The organism is Riemerella anatipestifer (assembly GCF_009663465.1).
In the GTDB taxonomy this organism is placed as follows: Bacteria; Bacteroidota; Bacteroidia; order Flavobacteriales; family Weeksellaceae; genus Riemerella; species Riemerella anatipestifer_C.
The window spans coordinates 1-18,223 of sequence record NZ_QXHU01000009.1 but is presented as its reverse complement, the minus strand read 5'-3'; the positions used below and the strand labels follow the sequence as shown (position 1 = coordinate 18,223).

Sequence of the window (18,223 nt, the reverse complement as noted above, 5' to 3'; positions counted from 1 at the left end):
TTTTGGCGATGAGCCATATTAACCACAATAGAAGTTTTGAAAAAAAATAATTAACTTTAGGCAACTAAATAGATAACTATGGAAAAACCTTTACCACCGAATGTTTACACACTGAAACACAAGTTCTTTTGGGGAGCCTTCCTTAACATTGCAAGGCATAATGCTTTTATCACCATTTGCCATATCAACGAACAGTTGGGGCTTACGACCCCTTCAAACGATGACAAAATAGCAGATGTTGTCTGTGGAACATGGAATAACATACTCAACAACGACCACGATTTACTCAAAAAGAGCCAACTAACAGAGCTTATCCTAAAACACTTCCCGTTCCTTGCGGCAATGTGCTACCACCCTCCTAAAAAAGAGGGAAAAAAGAAAGGTAGCCAAAAAGAGCAGCAGAAAGAGAAAGAGAAAGAAAACGAAGCCCAATCGCAAGCCGAGGCTCTTAATCCAAGTGAATTGATTAAGGTATTGAAAACCCTTGTAAAGCAACTCCGCACTCTTAGAAACTACTACAGCCACTACAAACACAAACAACCCGATGCTGAAAAAGATATTTTTAAACATCTTTACAAAGCCTTTGACGCTTCTTTACGAATGGTAAAAGAGGACTACAAAGCCCACTTTACCGTCAACCTCACTCAGGACTTTGCCCATCTAAACAGAAAAGGTAAGAACAAGCAAGACAACCCTGACTTCGACCGCTACCGCTTTGAAAAAGACGGCTTTTTTACAGAATCAGGGCTATTGTTTTTCACTAATCTGTTCTTGGACAAACGCGATGCCTACTGGATGCTGAAAAAAGTCAGTGGTTTTAAAGCCAGTCATAAACAAAGCGAAAAAATGACTACCGAAGTGTTTTGCAGAAGCCGTATACTCCTTCCTAAACTAAGGTTAGAGAGCCGATACGACCATAACCAAATGCTCTTGGATATGCTTTCTGAACTGAGCCGTTGCCCTAAACTGCTCTATGAAAAACTCTCCGAAGAGGATAAAAAACGCTTTCAGGTAGAAGCTGATGGCTTTTTGGACGAAATTGAGGAAGAACAAAACCCTTTCAAAGATACCTTAATCAGGCATCAAGACCGTTTCCCTTATTTTGCTCTACGCTATTTAGACCTCAATGAGTCTTTTAAGTCCATAAGGTTTCAAGTGGATTTAGGCACTTACCATTACTGTATTTACGACAAGAAAATAGGCGATGAACAAGAGAAACGCCACCTGACCCGAACCCTATTGAGCTTCGGTAGGCTACAAGATTTCACAGAGATAAACCGTCCCCAAGAGTGGAAGGCTCTCACCAAAGACCTCGACTATAAAGAGACTTCCAATCAACCATTTATTAGTAAAACCACTCCGCACTACCATATTACCGATAACAAAATCGGCTTCCGCTTAAGAACTTCTAAAGAGTTGTACCCTTCGTTGGAGGTAAAAGACGGTGCCAACCGCATAGCTAAATACCCCTATAATTCCGATTTTGTGGCTCATGCTTTTATCAGTGTCCACGAATTGTTACCTCTAATGTTCTACCAGCATTTAACTGGTAAATCGGAAGACTTGTTGAAAGAAACCGTTAGGCATATCCAAAGGATTTACAAAGACTTTGAAGAAGAACGCATCAACACGATTGAAGACTTAGAAAAAGCCAACCAAGGTCGCCTTCCTTTAGGAACCTTTCCAAAACAAATGTTGGGCTTACTGCAAAATAAACAACCCGACCTCTCGGAAAAAGCCAAAATCAAAATAGAAAAACTAATAGCCGAAACCAAGCTGCTTTCCCATCGCCTCAATACCAAACTAAAAAGCTCTCCAAAGCTCGGAAAGAGACGAGAAAAGCTCATCAAGACAGGCGTATTGGCTGATTGGCTGGTGAAAGACTTTATGCGATTTCAGCCTGTGGCTTACGATGCTCAAAATCAACCCATAGAGAGCAGTAAAGCCAACAGCACGGAATTTCAGCTTATCCAAAGAGCATTAGCCTTGTACGGAGGCGAAAAGAACCGACTAGAAGGCTACTTTAAACAAACCAACCTCATCGGAAATACCAACCCGCATCCGTTCCTGAATAAATTTAATTGGAAAGCGTGCAGGAATCTGGTGGACTTTTACCAACAGTATCTGGAACAAAGAGAAAAATTCTTAGAAGCTATCAAAGACCAACCTTGGGAACCGTACCAGTACTGCCTACTTCTTAAAATACCGAAAGAGAATAGAAAAAATCTGGTTAAAGGTTGGGAACAAGGGGGCATTAGCCTGCCAAGAGGGCTGTTTACCGAAGCAATTAGAGAGACCCTTTCGAAAGACCTCACGCTATCCAAACCTATTAGAAAGGAGATTAAAAAACACGGCAGAGTGGGCTTTATCTCCAGAGCCATTACACTATACTTTAAGGAAAAGTACCAAGACAAGCACCAGCGTTTTTACAACCTTTCGTACAAGTTAGAAGCCAAGGCACCGCTGCTAAAGAAGGAAGAACACTACGAATATTGGCAGCAGAACAAACCCCAAAGCCCTACGGAATTGCAGAGGCTGGAGTTGCATACCTCTGACCGATGGAAAGACTACCTCCTCTACAAACGCTGGCAACATTTAGAGAAGAAACTTAGGCTCTACAGAAACCAAGATATTATGCTTTGGCTGATGACCTTAGAGCTGACAAAAAATCACTTTAAAGAACTGAATCTGAACTACCACCAGCTCAAACTAAAGAACTTGGCGGTCAATGTTCAGGAAGCAGACGCCAAGCTCAATCCGCTGAACCAAACCTTGCCTATAGTGTTGCCTGTAAAAGTTTATCTTGCCACTGCATTTGGGGAAGTACAATACCATGAAACACCAATAAGAACCGTCTATATCCGAGAAGAGCATACCAAAGCCCTTAAAATGGGGAACTTTAAAGCCTTGGTAAAAGACCGCCGTCTTAACGGTTTGTTTAGCTTTATCAAAGAGGAGAACGATACCCAAAAGCACCCGATTAGTCAGCTCAGACTAAGACGGGAGTTAGAAATTTACCAATCGCTAAGGGTAGATGCCTTTAAAGAAACCTTAGACTTGGAAGAGAAACTACTGAAGAAACACACCAGCCTCTCCAGTTTAGAGAATAAGTTCCGAATATTGTTGGAAGAATGGAAGAAAGAGTATGCTGCTTCCTCCATGATTACGGACGAGCATATCGCCTTTATCGCCTCGGTACGCAATGCCTTCTGCCATAACCAATACCCTTTTTATGAGGAAGCTCTCCACGCTCCTATTCCGCTCTTTACGGTTGCCCAGCCAACCACCGAAGAAAAAGACGGCTTAGGTATTGCCGAAGCGTTACTAAGAGTCTTGCGTGAATATTGCGAAATTGTTAAATCTCAAATTTAGAATAGTATGTATTGGATATTAGAAGTTTTAAAAATAGTAACCCCTACCATTGCCGTCATTGTGTCTGCCATTTTATTATCCCGTAAGATTAGGCAAGAGCTTAAGGGCAACATTGAACGCCAAAAGTACGAGGCCATACTCCATGCCCATAAGCAGATGTACCGTCTGCTGGCGTATATGACCGACCAAGACAACCCCAAAAACCTCTTAAAATGGGAAGTTCCCAAAGGGCAAAAGGATAAAATTCATTATATTAACCGAGCCAATGCCCAAGCCTTTCTAAAGGAGCTCCCAGAACTATTTTATGGGGAGGGCTGTGGGCTCTTCTTATCTGAGGAAGTCACCAAAAAGTTTTTTGAGTACCGTAGTATCGTTTATAAGCTCCTACTTGCAGAACAAAACAGCACCGAGGCGGAGTTCCGACTAAAAAACGAAGAGGCGGCTACCAGAATGAAGGAGCTGCATCAGATGTTGAGCCAAAGCATTAGGCAATGCCTAAAAATAGAACAACGCGATTTAAAAGCGTTGTAGAGAAAAGCGTTCTTTGAAACACCGAGATAAAACAAGCACCCAAAAAAAGACAATACCCTATCATAACGATAATGCATAGCATTTGAAGGGTATTCACAACTTTTTTAATAAAAGTGTCTAGTTTTTCATTGTTGGGACTGCTCTCATTTTAACTCACGGCTTTGTTGTATTTTCAATGGAGTTCGTGAATGCTTAAGCATTTGAAGGGTATTCACAACTTTAGGTATTTTTAATTGTTGGGAATAATAGTTGGGACTGCTCTCATTTTACTCACAGCTTTGTTGTTATTTTCAATGGAGTTCGTGAATGCATAGCATTTGAAGGGTATTCACAACAAATTTTGAAATCGTTAATTTCTTTTAGCAGTTGGGACTGCTCTCAGTTTACTCACGGCTTTGTTGTTGTTTTCAGCGGAGTTCGTGAATGCATAACATTTGAAGGGTATTCACAACCGAGACCATGCACGTACTTCGTACCATTCCGTTGGGACTGCTCTCAGTTTAGCTCACAACTTTGTTGTCGTTTTCAGCAGAGTTCGTGAATGCATAACATTTGAAGGGTACTCACAACTGTTTTTCAGTATCGTGTAGAATTGCAAATGTTGGGACTGCTCTCAGTTTACTCACGGGCTTTGTTATAGTTTTCAGCGGAGTTCGTGAATGCGTAACATTTGAAGGGTATTCACAACTAAAATTTTGTAAATCTGAAAGGTTCAGCTGTTGGGACTGCTCTCATTTTAGCTCACGGCTTTGTTGTAGTTTCAGCGGAGTTCGTGAATGCTTAAGCATTTGAAGGGTATTCACAACCTTTCCGCAGTAAACATTCCTTTTGCCTCGGTTGGGACTGCTCTCAGTTTAGCTCACAGCTTTGTTGTAGTTTCAGCGGAGTTCGTGAATGCATAGCATTTGAAGGGTATTCACAACTAATTTAGTCAGGTAGTTTGTCCAGATACCGTTGGGACCGTTCTCTTTTTGAAGGGTATTCACAACACCTTTGAATATATCTCCAGAAAATGTTTGGTTGGGACTGCTCTCTTTTTGAAGGGTATTCACAACAGAAGGATATTTTTTCATATACTCACGGCAGTTGGGACTGCTCTCAGTTTAGCTCACGCTTCGTTGTAGTTTCAGCGGAGTTCGTGAATGCGTAACATTTGAAGGGGATTCACAACAAATACCATTATGCCAAGTACCATTATGCCGTTGGGACTGCTCTCATTCTGAAGGGTATTCACAACCATAAAGCCATAGAGGAATAGTTTTTCGGTGTTGGGACTGCCCTCAGTTTACTCACGGCTTCGTTGTTGTTTTCAGCGGAGTTCGTGAATGCGTAACATTTGAAGAGTATTCACAACCATTTTCTCCATAAACTGCAAAAATTGGCTGTTGGGACTGCTCTCATTCTGAAGGGTATTCACAACTCCCTTGTGTTTATTTTTTGTAAAGCGTTTGTTGGGACTGCTCTCATTTTACTCACAGCTTCGTTGTAGTTTTCAGCAGAGTTCGTGAATGCGTAACATTTGAAGGGGATTAACAATAGGAATAGAATAGATTATTTGCGTTTCATGTTGGGACTGCTCTCAGTTTACTCACCGCTTTGTTGATAGTTTCAGCGGAGTTCGTGAATGTTTAAGCATTTGAAGGGTATTCACAACTGAGTAGATATTTTCCTTTATTTGTTCCTCGTTGGGACTGCTCTCATTTTACTCACGAGCTTCGTTGTTGTTTTCAGCGGAGTTCGTGAATGCATAGCATTTGAAGGGTATTCACAACGCTTTCCATTTCTACCGTAGTTTTCCATTAGTTGAGACTGCTCTCAGTTTAGCTCACGCTTTGTTGTGTTTTCAGCGGAGTTCGTGAATGCATAGCATTTGAAGGGTATTCACAACTGTTGTACTTCTTTTAATACCGCATTTTCGGTTGGGACTGCTCTCATTTTAGCTCACTGCTTTGTTGTATTTTCAGCGGAGCTCGTGAATGCACAGCATTTGAAGGGTATTCACAACTTTCTTAGGTTGATTCCTTCTCTTGGGTTTGTTGGGACTGCTCTCAGTTTAACTCACAGCTTTGTTGTAGTTTTCAGCAGAGTTCGTGAATGCGTAACATTTGAAGGGTATTCACAACTGGATTTACCAAAGCCCATAAGCAAGGTTTGTTGGGACTGCTCTCAGTTTAGCTCACGGCTTCGTTGTTGTTTTCAGCGGAGTTCGTGAATGCATAGCATTTGAAGGGTATTCACAACAGAGTTTATTTGCAGTCTTCTTAAAGAAGAGTTGGGACTGCTCTCACTTTGAAGGGTATTCACAACCATTTTCACCAATGTTTAAAACTTTTGCAGGTTGGGACTGCTCTCACTTTGAAGGGTATTCACAACTTTTTCTTCAGCTTAAGCCCTATACACCTGTTGGGACTGCTCTCACTTTGAAGGGTATTCACAACAACCATACGACCACAAATTAAAATCCAATTGTTGGGACTGCTCTCATTTTGAAGGGTATTCACAACTGCTCTACTAGGGTTTATTATTACCCTATCGTTGGGACTACTCTCATTTTAGCTCACGACTTTGTTGTTGCTTTCAGCGGAGTTCGTTAATGCGTAACATTTGAAGAGTATTCACAACTTTTTTGCGGATAAACAAAGGCTGGTAACTGTTGGGACTGCTCTCATTCTGAAGAGTATTCACAACACCTAAGGGCATAAAAAAATCCCTGCTCTGTATGGTACAGAGCAGGGATTTTTGCTTTCTATTTATTCTATTACAGAAAAGCACCTCACTTCCTTAGTACAGACGAAGTCGGTTCCCTCGTACGAGGGAAGGCTCTTCTCTCGGTAAGGAGAAGAGCCTTCGCCTTAGGCAGTGAAGTAGCTTCCTCTTATAAAGCGACCGCCCTTCCTTATCTCTAAGGAAGGGCGGTCGCTATTTAGAAGTGCCAAAAACACACTACACAATAGTAATAGGCGTGCTTAGTGTTTCGGTGCGAGGTTCTTTCAGTAAGGTAGTGCCTTTACTGCTTTGCGTGGTGATGCTGAGTTCATAGTTACCCACCTCTAAATCTGTAGGCACAAGAATAAGCACCCTTGACGGCTCGTTAAGGACAATATGCTCTGCTGAGAGCTTTACCTCATTTTGGGTGTCTAAGTTTTTAAAGACGATACCATTTTTAGGATTATCGCCGTCTATTTTAATGTAAGTACCTTTGATTTCCGCGTTTTTGCCTTTGGTTAGGGTGCCATCTGCCTTGCCTGTGGCTTTGTCGGTAATACTGAATACACTCATTGGGCTGGACTGTTCACCTAGTATTTCCACTTTGGTATCGTTGGCGGCTTTTCTTAGGTCGGTACCTTGATTGACATTCACATATACCGAGTGCTTCTCTTTATCCCAAGTTTTGTCGTAAAACACACCCTTAATCGCAGGACGCATATACACCAATCCTGTATTTACACTATACCCATTGAGTACCAACTCCGAGGCTTTACGGTTAAAACGAGTGATAATATCTACCGCCGTTTCGGTTTGTATTTCCATACCCTCTTTTTTAAGGGCTTCTATGATTTCTGTAATACCGAGGCTACCGCCCAAAAGTGGCACGGCTACAAAATCGTTAGGATCATCTTTCGTTAATAGGTTGGGACGCAACCACGCTTTTAGTGTATTCATAGTTTTAAAATTTAAGTGTTAGATAATTTTTTATTGTTGCTATTTGTAAAGTAAAAGGATATACATATTATAAGAATAAAAGTCCACTAACTCCTATACTGCAGTTAGTGGACGAGTGTACTAATCTTTAATGCAACGAATGTTAAGAGCTTCTGAGCGATTATTACCATTTGCTGCATAACTATTGACACTATTGAACCATAAACTCCATGCATAGTCTTCGTTTCTATCACTACTCCAAAAATAGCCACTGAAACTTGGATCAGTAAAACTATTGTAATAACGATTGCCACTTGCGGTTAGGTGTAGCGATGTTTCTTGCCATATTTTATTAGAGCCTGATGGGTTTTCACCCAAATTAATTCCTACAATTGCATCATGTAAATCCATCTGTTCTTGGTGTGTAGGTACATGATAACCCAAAGGACATGGATTATTAGATTTACCTGATTGCCATAAATCGTAAGGTCCATTACCTGAATCTATAACCCAACTATAAGATGATGTATCAGTGTAAGGAATAAATAGGTTGGTATTAGGATTAGTCCAAGAGTGAGAAATAGAACCTACACCTGCGTGTTTAGAATTACCAAAGGCAGAGTTTGACCAATTAACCAACTCATGACCATCAGGATTTCTTTGCCATTGGAAAAGAGAACCATAAGCCTTCCAATCATTTTTACTGGTAGCCTGTTGTGCTGGATTAAAATGTGTAGAGTTCACATTGGCATACTCTGCTCCAAGATTGTTATTGAGCCAAATTTTTCCGTCGGGTCCTTGAATAGGAAGATAGATAAACTCATGTTCTTTTTCATCTGCTCCATATCCTACACATTGTTTGGTTGTTTTACCGAAGCAACGGTCAAGAATACCACTAATCCCCACTATCTTTAGAGTATAAGTTAAAGTTCCTAAATTGAACTGTATGTTTGCCACCTCTAATTTTTTAGATTCAAAGTCTATTGTAGAAGTAGGTAAGTTTTGTTTTTTGACATTCAAAACACCATCACCTAGTACTTCTATAGTTCCCGAAATACTACCTCCATCGGACGAGAAAGTACCAGAGTTAATAGTCAGTTTAAGTTCATTCACGTCATCATCCTCTCCTGCGTTAGTATTAGAGGTAACTGTGGCAACTACGCTATTATAATCCTGATTATTACCACTGGTATAGGGAATAGTAAAATTAATTTTATTAGTATCATTGTTAACCACTCCTTGCTGGTCTATATTTCCATCTTTAATGGACGTAATGTAGATAGTTTGAGAAGTATCCATAACGGCGTAGCCACTGCCATTTGGATACGATGAACCTGAGCCTCCAGAAGAATCACCGCCTGAGCCATCTCCATTTCCTGAACCGCCAGAAGAATCTCCACCTGAGCCAGAACCGTCTCCTGTGGTTATAAAGCTACTTAAGGGAACACGGTGAACTACACCATACTGATCTATAGTGAGTACACAAGGGCAATCGGTAAATCTATTAACAGAAGAGGCGGGTAATGACATTGATTTAACATCTTGCAAACGGGCATCTCCATTAACATCCAAAGTCGCTCTTGGTTCTTGTGTATTGATGCCTACGGCTCCTTGCTGACGTACAGATGGCTCGGTTTGAGCTTTTAAAGTAAAGGCACTCAGTACGGCGACTGATAATAAAACTTTTTTCATTGGTTCTAATTTGATTAATTACTAAATTATCGTACTACTCTGTTTATATTATTAAAAGCTCCCAATAACAAATTAAACTTATGAGATAATAGGAACTTATGAAAACAAAACTTAGCGTATGCTAAACGCCAAATGCCCCTAACGGAAGCTAGAGGAAAATTATTTATGATTGATGATAAAAATCTAAAGAATTTTTTATATAATACGACGCGTACGCAGGTAACTAGTCTGTGTGTGTGTGTGTGTGTGTGTGTGTGTGTTTACAAAATTATTTGAGATAGCCAAATAATTTTGTAACTTTTTTTCACTTTGTTGTATGTAGCTGGTATCGTGTGTCATAAACTGGAGCAAACATATCACCTTTTGCGGAAGTATGCAAGTTTTTACAAAAGTTTTTGATATTAGGCTCCCCCCCTTCTCCTATTTTGCTGTCTAAAAACCTACTGGGTTTCGGTATTTTTGCGTATTTTTGGAGTAAATTCTGAAAACAGTAGAAATGAGATACATTCAGCTAGGAGACATTCCACAAAAAAGACATACCGTTTTTAAATCTAAGGAAGGGCAGTTCTATTACGAACAGCTTTTTGGTACAGAAGGGTTTCATGGGATAGCTTCTTTATTATACCATATCCACAGACCCACTCAAATTAAATCTATAGGAGCTCCTAAAGATGTAACACCCAAAATAGCGGTAGAGAAAAACATTGCCCCTAGAATGTTTAAGGGTATGAATGTAACTCCCGAAAAAGATTTCCTAGATAGTAGAAAGGTATTACTCCTTAATAACGACCTTAAAATGGGTCTTGCCAAGCCCCAACAGTCTATGGACTATTTCTACAAAAATGCAGAGTGCGATGAGCTGTTGTTTGTGCATCAAGGTAAAGGGGTTCTTAAAACCTTTGTAGGGAATTTAGATTTTTCTGTAGGCGACTACCTTATTATCCCTAGAGGGACGATTTACCAAATCTCTTTTGAAACAGAAGACACGGTACTCTTCTTTTTAGAAAGCCACTCCCCTATCTATACGCCTAAACGCTACCGTAATGAGTTTGGGCAGTTGCTGGAGCATTCGCCGTTCTGCGAGAGAGACATCATAGCCCCTACTTTTGTACCGCCTATAGATGAGAAAGGAGACTTCCTTATTAAAGTAAAGAAAGAAAATCACATCACAGATTTTATCTATGCCACACACCCATTTGATGTGGTAGGTTGGGACGGCTATTTTTATCCGTATAAGTTCAACATCAAAAACTTTGAGCCTATCACAGGGCGTATCCACCAACCACCACCAGTACACCAGAATTTTGAAGGGCATAATTTTGTGGTTTGCTCTTTCGTGGCTAGGCTTTACGACTACCACCCAGACGCCATACCTGCTCCTTATAATCACTCTAACATTGATAGCGATGAGGTACTCTTCTACACCGAAGGCGACTTTATGAGTAGAAACCATATTGATTTAATGGATTTCACCCTACACCCAGGTGGTATAGTGCACGGGCCTCACCCTGGAGCTATGGAGCGAAGTATCGGTAAAAAATCCACCGAAGAGTACGCTGTAATGGTGGACCCATTCCGTCCGCTTAAGATTACAGAGGAAGCTATTAAAGTAGAAGACACCAGCTACAAAACTAGCTGGCTAGAAGATGAAAATAACTAAAGTTTAAACTAAAAAATATAATATACAATGCATCATTATGTATCAGCCGAAGAGGCAATATCTATCGTTAAAAGTGGCGACCGTGTATTTTTGCACGGTAGTGCCTGTACACCCAATGTTCTTATAGATGAAATGGCAAGACAAGCCGATAGGCTTAGAAATGTAGAGGTGGTTTCCATCACCCAACAAGGAAATATGGAGATTGCAAAGCCACAGTACAAAGACAGCTTCTACATTAAGTCTTTATTCGTATCTACGCCAGTAAGAGAAGCGGTAAATTGCGGGAGAGGAGATTTCGTTCCTGTGTTCCTGAGTGAAATTCCGTTGTTGTTCAAAAATAAGGTGCTTCCGCTAGATGTGGCTATCGTTACGGTATCGCCTCCTGATGTGCATGGCTACTGTACTTTAGGGACTTCTATAGATGTGGCTAGAAGTGCCATAGATAGTGCGAAAAGCATTATTGCGGTAGTAAACCCTAAAATGCCAAGAACCCACGGAGATGGTATGATACACGTGCAAAGAATAGACAAAATGATTTGGCACGAAGAGGAACTTTTAACCATAGACTATGGCTCTAAAGTAACCGATGTAGAACGCCAAATAGGAAAGAATGTTGCCGAACTTATAGACGACAGATCTACTCTACAAATGGGGATAGGTACTATCCCAGATGCGGTATTACAGTGCCTTACCAACCATAAAGACTTAGGGATACATACAGAAATGTTGAGTGATGGGGTGATAGATTTAATTAAGAATGATGTCATCAATAACAAATACAAAGGAGCTCACGAGAACCGTACTATTACAAGTTTCTGTTTCGGCACTAAAAGATTGTATGACTTCATCAATGACAATCCGTCTATTGCGTTCCTAGATGTATTAAAGGTAAACCACCCTATCGAAATTATGAAGAACCAAAAAATGACGGCGATTAACTCTGCCATAGAGGTAGATTTAACAGGGCAAGTTTGCGCCGACTCTATTGGAACTTACCAATTCAGTGGTATTGGTGGACAGATGGACTTTATGAGAGGAGCGGCTCTAAGTGAGGGTGGTAAGCCTATCATCGCCATTTCTTCTCGTACTAAAAAAGGGGTTCCTAGAATTGTTCCTTTACTAAAACCAGGGGCTGGTGTGGTTACCACAAGAGGGCATATCCACTATGTGATTACAGAATACGGTACAGCGTATCTTTACGGAAAGAGCCTTAGAGAAAGAGCCAAAGCTCTTATAGAAATTGCTCACCCTGATGATAGAGAGATGCTAGATAAAGCCGCATTCGAAAGATTCAAAGTAGAGTTGTAATAAACTCCGTTGAGAAACGATATCAAAGCCTTCCCCACAAGATAAGGGAAGGCTTTTTATTATGAAAGCATTACCCTAATTTTCTAAATGGAGATTTGTCATTTTTAAACCCTCTTAGAATGAAACCTTTTTTTTATCTTTGCACCTAAACAGCATATTATACAATGGAAAAACAGACTATAAAAGATATTTTATCAAACTATAAAACGATTCTTCATCACGACATTACCATAGAAGGTTGGGTAAGAGCATTCCGTTCAAACAGGTTTATCGCACTTAACGACGGTTCTACGCTTAACAACCTCCAAATCGTAGTAGATTTTGAGAAGTTTGATGATGAGATTATTAAAAATATCCACACCGCTTCATCGCTTAAAGTAACAGGCGAAGTAGTGGAAAGCCAAGGGGCTGGGCAATCGGTAGAGATTATTGCTAAAAAAATAGAATTACTAGGAGAAAACCTATCCGAAGAATTACAATCTACCATACTTCAGCCTAAAAGACACACTCTAGAAAAGCTGAGAGAACAGGCACACCTTCGTTTCAGAACTAATCTGTTTGGTGCGGTGTTCCGTGTAAGAAGTGCCGTGAGTTTTGCCATTCATCAGTTCTTTAACCAAAACCAGTTTTTCTATATCAATACGCCTATCATTACAGGGGCAGATGCCGAAGGTGCTGGAGAAATGTTCGGAGTGAGCAACTTTGACCTTAATAAGATTCCTAAAAACGAAGACGGAGAGGTAGATTATACTCAAGATTTCTTTGGTAAGAAAACGAACCTTACGGTATCTGGACAGCTAGAAGCCGAGACCGCAGCAATGGGGCTTGGGAGAGTCTATACTTTTGGACCTACATTCCGTGCAGAAAACTCTAACACTACAAGACACTTAGCCGAATTCTGGATGGTAGAGCCTGAAGTGGCTTTCAATAATTTAGAAGACAATATAGATTTGGCAGAATCTTTCTTAAAATATGTTATCCAGTATGTACTAGACCATTGTAAAGATGATTTAGAGCTACTAGACAAACGCTTTGCTGAAGAGCAAAAACAAAAACCTGAAAAGGATAGAGCAAAAGAAGGTCTAATAGAAAAGCTAGAAAATGTAGTGAAAAAACGCTTTAAGCGTGTAAGCTATACAGAAGCGATAGAAATACTACTCAATTCTAAAGACAATAAAAAAGGAAAGTTCCAATTCCCTGTGGAAAAATGGGGAGCAGACCTCCAGTCGGAGCACGAGCGTTATCTCGTAGAGAAACATTTTGAATGTCCTGTAGTCTTATTTGATTATCCTAAGGAAATCAAAGCCTTTTATATGCGTCTTAACGAAGACCAAAAAACAGTGGCGGCAATGGATGTGCTTTTCCCTGGTATTGGAGAAATCATTGGAGGCTCACAGAGAGAAGAGCGTCTAGAAGTTCTAAAGCAAAAAATGGCAGATATGAATGTAGATGAACACGAATTATGGTGGTACCTAGATACTAGAAAATTCGGTTCTGTACCTCACGCTGGGTTTGGTTTAGGACTAGAAAGATTGGTGCTATTTGTAACTGGAATGACGAACATTCGTGATGTAATCCCATTCCCTAGAACACCTAAAAACGCTGAATTTTAATCATGCTAAAGCAAAATTTACAACTCAAACTAGGGCAGAAACTCGCGCCTCAACAAATACAGCTGATGAAACTGATACAGCTGCACACTCTTGATTTTGAAGAAGAGTTAGAAAGAGAGCTAGAGGAAAACCCTGCCTTGGAAAAGGTAGAAGAAGAAGCCGATTATGGTGAGGAATTTTCAGAATTAGACAAACTAAATGATGAGGATTCTGACAGCATAGAAACAGATTTTGATGTAAATGAATACTTGTTTGACGATGAACCGTCTTACAAAACAGCTTCTAGCAACTACTCTCCTGATGATGAAGAGTTTGACCAACAAAGTGTACTCACCGAGGGACAAACCATCTATGACTATCTGATAGAACAAATTAGACTAAGACACATCTCTGGAGAAGAGTTGGCAATCGCCGAATACCTTATTGGGAACTTAGATAATGATGGGTACATTCGTAGAGAGCTTAAAGCTATTGTAGATGATTTGGCTTTCTCTCAAGGAATCTATACCACAGAAGAAAGAGTAGAAGAAATTCTCCTTAACAGAGTACAAAAACTTGACCCTCCAGGGGTAGGTGCTAGAAATTTACAGGAATGTTTGCTATTACAAATCCGTTCTAAACTGCAAACCGCACCTAACAAAAACGCAGAACTCGCAGAGGAAATTCTTAAAACCCAGTTTGAAGCACTTACCAATAAGCATTACAAGAAAATAATGCAAAGGCTAGACTGCTCAGAGGAAGAATTAAAAGAGGCTTTAGACGAAATCAGTAATCTTTCGCCTCGTTTGGGTGGTAACTTTGATACGCAAACCATTACCATCAACCAAGAGATTATCCCTGATTTTACCATTCAGGTTAAAGATAATAAGGTAACGCCTCTACTCAATAGCAAAAATGCACCACAACTAAGGGTTTCTAGTGAGTATCGTGATATTTTAGACACTTATTCTCACGATAAAGAGTCTAAAGACCACAAACAAGCGGCGCTATTCATCAAACAAAAATTAGATGCGGCTAAGTGGTACATAGATGCCATCAACCAGAGACAAAATACTTTAATGCAAACCATTTCTGCGATTGTAAAACTACAACACGAGTATTTCTTAACAGGTGATGACAAATCCTTAAAACCAATGATTTTAAAAGATGTTGCAGACATTACAGGATTTGATATTTCTACCATTTCTAGAGTAGTCAAAAGTAAATATGCCGATACACCAAACGGCATTGTATTACTTAAAGATTTGTTCTCTGACAGCTTAACCAACGAAGATGGCGAGGAAGTTTCTACCAAGGAAATTAAAACGTTCTTACAAGAAGTGGTAGATAACGAGAACAAAAGAAAACCTTATACTGATGATGCTTTAGTTAAAATTCTTAAAGATAAAGGCTACAACATCGCTAGAAGAACCATAGCCAAATACAGAGACCAGCTAAATATCCCTGTTGCAAGGTTAAGGAAAGAATTATAAACCACATACAATCATCCTCTTAGCATACCACTAAGAGGATTTTTATTATGTATCCAATAGTTTATATTTTTTTGCTTATATTCGCAACCGAAAATAAAGGGGTGCTGTAATAGGCTGAGATTATACCCAATGAACCTAGAACAGGTAATGCTGTTTAGGGAAATTTCTCCCACGATTTGGGAGTACTGTATAATTATATAACCCCTTTTATTCCAACTAAATTTTAACCTCAAAAAATTTAATTAAGAATGAAAGGATTTGTTTTTTATGGACTTTTCGCAAGTTCCGTAGTTGGGGCACAACAAACCCCAAAAGACTCCACAAAGACCACAGAAGTGGCAGAAGTAACTTTTACCAAAAGGCTTCCTATCTCCAAAGACATCATCAATGTAGAAAAAGAATTAGGTGCTAAAAACTTAGGGCAAGATTTACCTATTTTACTGAAGAATCAAATGTCTGTAGTTTCTACCTCCGATGCAGGTAATGGTGTAGGCTATACAGGTTTTAGAATTAGAGGTACGGCAGGCACTTCTGTAAATGTGATGATGAACGGCGTCCCATACAACGATTCTGAATCTCAAGGAACTTATTTCGTTAATGTTCCAGACCTTACCAGCTCAGCCTCACAAATTGTGATACAAAGAGGGGTAGGTACTTCTTCTAATGGTGCGGCGGCATTTGGAGCTAGTGTTAATATCATTTCAAGAGAGCCAGAAGAACATTTTTATCTTCGTTCAGACAACAGTTATGGTTCATTTAACACCTACAAATATTCAGCGGAAATAGGCTCTGGTAAATTTTGGAATAATAGGCTTTCCGTTATGGGGAGATACACCATGATACATTCGGACGGTTACATAGACCGAGCATTTTCAGACTTAAGCTCTTATAATTTCACAGCTCTTTTTGAAGAAGGAAAAACTAGATTAAGGCTTAAGATGTTTGGTGGAAAAGAAAAAACTTATCATGCATGGAACGGCATCAATGCGAAGACGATGCAAGAAAACCGAAGGTATAACCCATCTGGAGCTATATATAGTAAAGATTGGAGTCAAATAGTTGGATACTATGACAATGAAACCGACAACTATCAGCAAAACCACTATCAATTACTTTGGCAACAGAAATTTAATTCTAATTGGAATTTAGAAACCACACTCCACTACACTAAAGGAGCAGGCTATTACGAAAATTATAGACAAGACAATAAATTCTCTAGGTATAACCTTCCTAACATTTCTATCAACGGCAATGAAATCAGCCGAACCGATTTCATCAGAAAAAAATGGCTAGATAACGATTTTTATGGTATTGTATCTAATCTTTACGGTTCATTAGATAACCTAGACTTAAACTTCGGGTTGGTAGGAAATCAATACTACGGTTGGCACTTTGGTAATGTTACAGGCGTACAATTTACCAATATACACGAACACGAATATTACCGCAATCGTTCCTTGAAAAACGAAGTTTCAGGATTTGCTAAAGCCATTTTTAAACTCAATCAGTGGGAGATATTTGGAGATTTGCAACTAAGAAATATTGAATATGATACCAAAATCCTCACAGGGAAAGAAGATGGGTTAAACTTTAATAAAAACTGGTTATTCTTCAATCCAAAAGCAGGAATCAACTATCGTATTCCGAAAGGAAAAGTATTTCTTTCCTATGCCGTTGCTAATAGAGAGCCAAACAGAGCGGCACTTGTAAATAATCCTCAAACTGTATCAGAACGCCTCAATGACTGGGAATTTGGTATAGAAAAACAATGGGGTAGTTTTTCCCTCACCACCAATGCTTATTATATGCTTTATAAAAACCAGTTGGTACTTTCGGGGCTCATCAATGATGTAGGTGCATTTATTCCACAAAATGTAAAGAACAGCTATCGTTTAGGTCTAGAAATAGGCACTTCCACTCGAATTACAGAACAGCTCCACTTAACCGCCAATGCAACCATCAGTAGAAATAAAATTAAAGAACTAGACTCGCAAAACGAAAAAGGAGAAAAAGTAGTTTTAAAAGACACAGATATTTCATTCTCTCCAAATATTATAGGAAATATCGGTTTAAATTACCAACTTAGTCCACAGTTTTTAGTAGGACTTACTCAACAATATATAGGGAAACAATACCTAGATAATACACAAAACAAAAATTATAGTTTATCTGATTATTACTTAGCTGATGTAAATGTAAAATATAACTTAAAACTCAACAGAACCAATATAGATTTTAGCTTACTCGTAAATAACTTATTTAATAGGAAATACGCTAACAATGGTTATGTTTGGGCACCAGATGCCTACTTCTTCCCACAAGCGGGTACCAATTTTATGTTCGGAATGAACATTAAATTTCAGTAAGATTACATAATCCGCTAACAATTACAACTCGCTCCATTATTCTGTGGAGTGAGTTTTTTTATATAGTTTTTTGGCGTGTCCCTTTGCCAATTCTAAAGCCTCTTCTAGGGTCGGTCTACGGGCAGTCGCTATCTTACAAAGCCCACACCTATCCCTTACACCTTTGTAAGATGAGCTCCAACAATGCCCTTCGCCCTCACGCAACGGCATTCATAATACAAATTTCAATCGCTTAGTTCCAACTCTTTTAAACTTTCAGAAAACACTGCGAGAAGTTATCCTATCTCTCGCACCGTTTTAATCAAAACGGTGCAAGGAGTTTTATAATCCTACGCCGATGTGTTGCTTTACCCTACAACACTCCGTTGTCTTAGGCTACGCCGATGTGGCGTCTGATAAGACAACACTCCTCCTTCCTGAACACTCCAAACAAAAAAGCCTCTAGCATTACTGCTAGAGGCTTTTCAAAAATAAAAACTGGCGGCGACCTACTCTCCCACTTTCGTAGTACCATCGGCGCTGGTGGGCTTAACTTCTGTGTTCGGAATGGGAACAGGTGAGCCCCAC

At 39.6% G+C, this 18,223-nt stretch carries 10 protein-coding genes and 1 rRNA gene; 7 read left to right on the top strand and 4 right to left on the bottom strand.

Features of this window, described 5'->3' with window-relative positions; genetic code table 11:
• Positions 1-78: 78 nt before the first annotated feature.
• On the top strand, positions 79-3,372 hold the full coding sequence (gene cas13b / locus D1003_RS10460) for a type VI-B CRISPR-associated RNA-guided ribonuclease Cas13b (RefSeq protein ID WP_153936944.1): 3,294 nt from the start codon (positions 79-81) through the stop codon (positions 3,370-3,372).
• Positions 3,373-3,378: 6 nt separating this feature from the next.
• Positions 3,379-3,903, top strand: coding sequence for a CRISPR-associated protein Csx28 (csx28, locus tag D1003_RS10455; protein ID WP_079207577.1), 525 nt, complete (start codon positions 3,379-3,381; stop codon positions 3,901-3,903).
• A 2,943-nt stretch (positions 3,904-6,846) separates the two neighbouring features.
• Here the strand turns inward: csx28 and D1003_RS10450 are convergent.
• Positions 6,847-7,566, bottom strand: a complete 720-nt coding sequence (locus tag D1003_RS10450; RefSeq protein ID WP_153936943.1) for a DNA-binding domain-containing protein — start codon at positions 7,564-7,566, stop codon at positions 6,847-6,849.
• A gap of 120 nt (positions 7,567-7,686) precedes the next feature.
• The gene (locus tag D1003_RS10445; protein ID WP_153936942.1) at positions 7,687-9,237 is read right to left on the bottom strand and encodes an FISUMP domain-containing protein; all 1,551 of its coding nucleotides are present in this window, start codon (positions 9,235-9,237) and stop codon (positions 7,687-7,689) included.
• Between the two features lie 496 nt (positions 9,238-9,733).
• Between D1003_RS10445 and D1003_RS10440 the strand changes: the two genes are divergently transcribed.
• The 5 genes from D1003_RS10440 (at position 9,734) to D1003_RS10420 (ending at position 17,656) form a co-directional block, all read left to right on the top strand.
• The gene (locus D1003_RS10440; protein WP_079207574.1) at positions 9,734-10,897 is read left to right on the top strand and encodes a homogentisate 1,2-dioxygenase; all 1,164 of its coding nucleotides are present in this window, start codon (positions 9,734-9,736) and stop codon (positions 10,895-10,897) included.
• Positions 10,898-10,924: 27 nt separating this feature from the next.
• A complete protein-coding gene (locus D1003_RS10435; protein ID WP_014937397.1) occupies positions 10,925-12,205 on the top strand; it encodes an acetyl-CoA hydrolase/transferase family protein in 1,281 nt (426 codons plus the stop codon).
• Positions 12,206-12,369: 164 nt separating this feature from the next.
• On the top strand, positions 12,370-13,818 hold the full coding sequence (gene asnS, locus D1003_RS10430) for an asparagine--tRNA ligase (protein WP_153936941.1): 1,449 nt from the start codon (positions 12,370-12,372) through the stop codon (positions 13,816-13,818).
• Between the two features lie 2 nt (positions 13,819-13,820).
• The gene (rpoN, locus tag D1003_RS10425) at positions 13,821-15,290 is read left to right on the top strand and encodes an RNA polymerase factor sigma-54 (protein ID WP_153936940.1); all 1,470 of its coding nucleotides are present in this window, start codon (positions 13,821-13,823) and stop codon (positions 15,288-15,290) included.
• Positions 15,291-15,538: 248 nt separating this feature from the next.
• Positions 15,539-17,656 (top strand): TonB-dependent receptor, encoded by a 2,118-nt coding sequence (locus D1003_RS10420; RefSeq protein WP_153936939.1) that lies wholly within the window; start codon positions 15,539-15,541, stop codon positions 17,654-17,656.
• A gap of 36 nt (positions 17,657-17,692) precedes the next feature.
• On the opposite strand, the gene D1003_RS10415 is transcribed toward D1003_RS10420, so the two are convergent.
• Complete coding sequence (locus tag D1003_RS10415; RefSeq protein ID WP_260393402.1) at positions 17,693-17,866, bottom strand: hypothetical protein; 174 nt, start codon at positions 17,864-17,866, stop codon at positions 17,693-17,695.
• A 265-nt stretch (positions 17,867-18,131) separates the two neighbouring features.
• Positions 18,132-18,223, bottom strand: a 5S ribosomal RNA gene (gene rrf / locus D1003_RS10410); the annotation flags it as partial.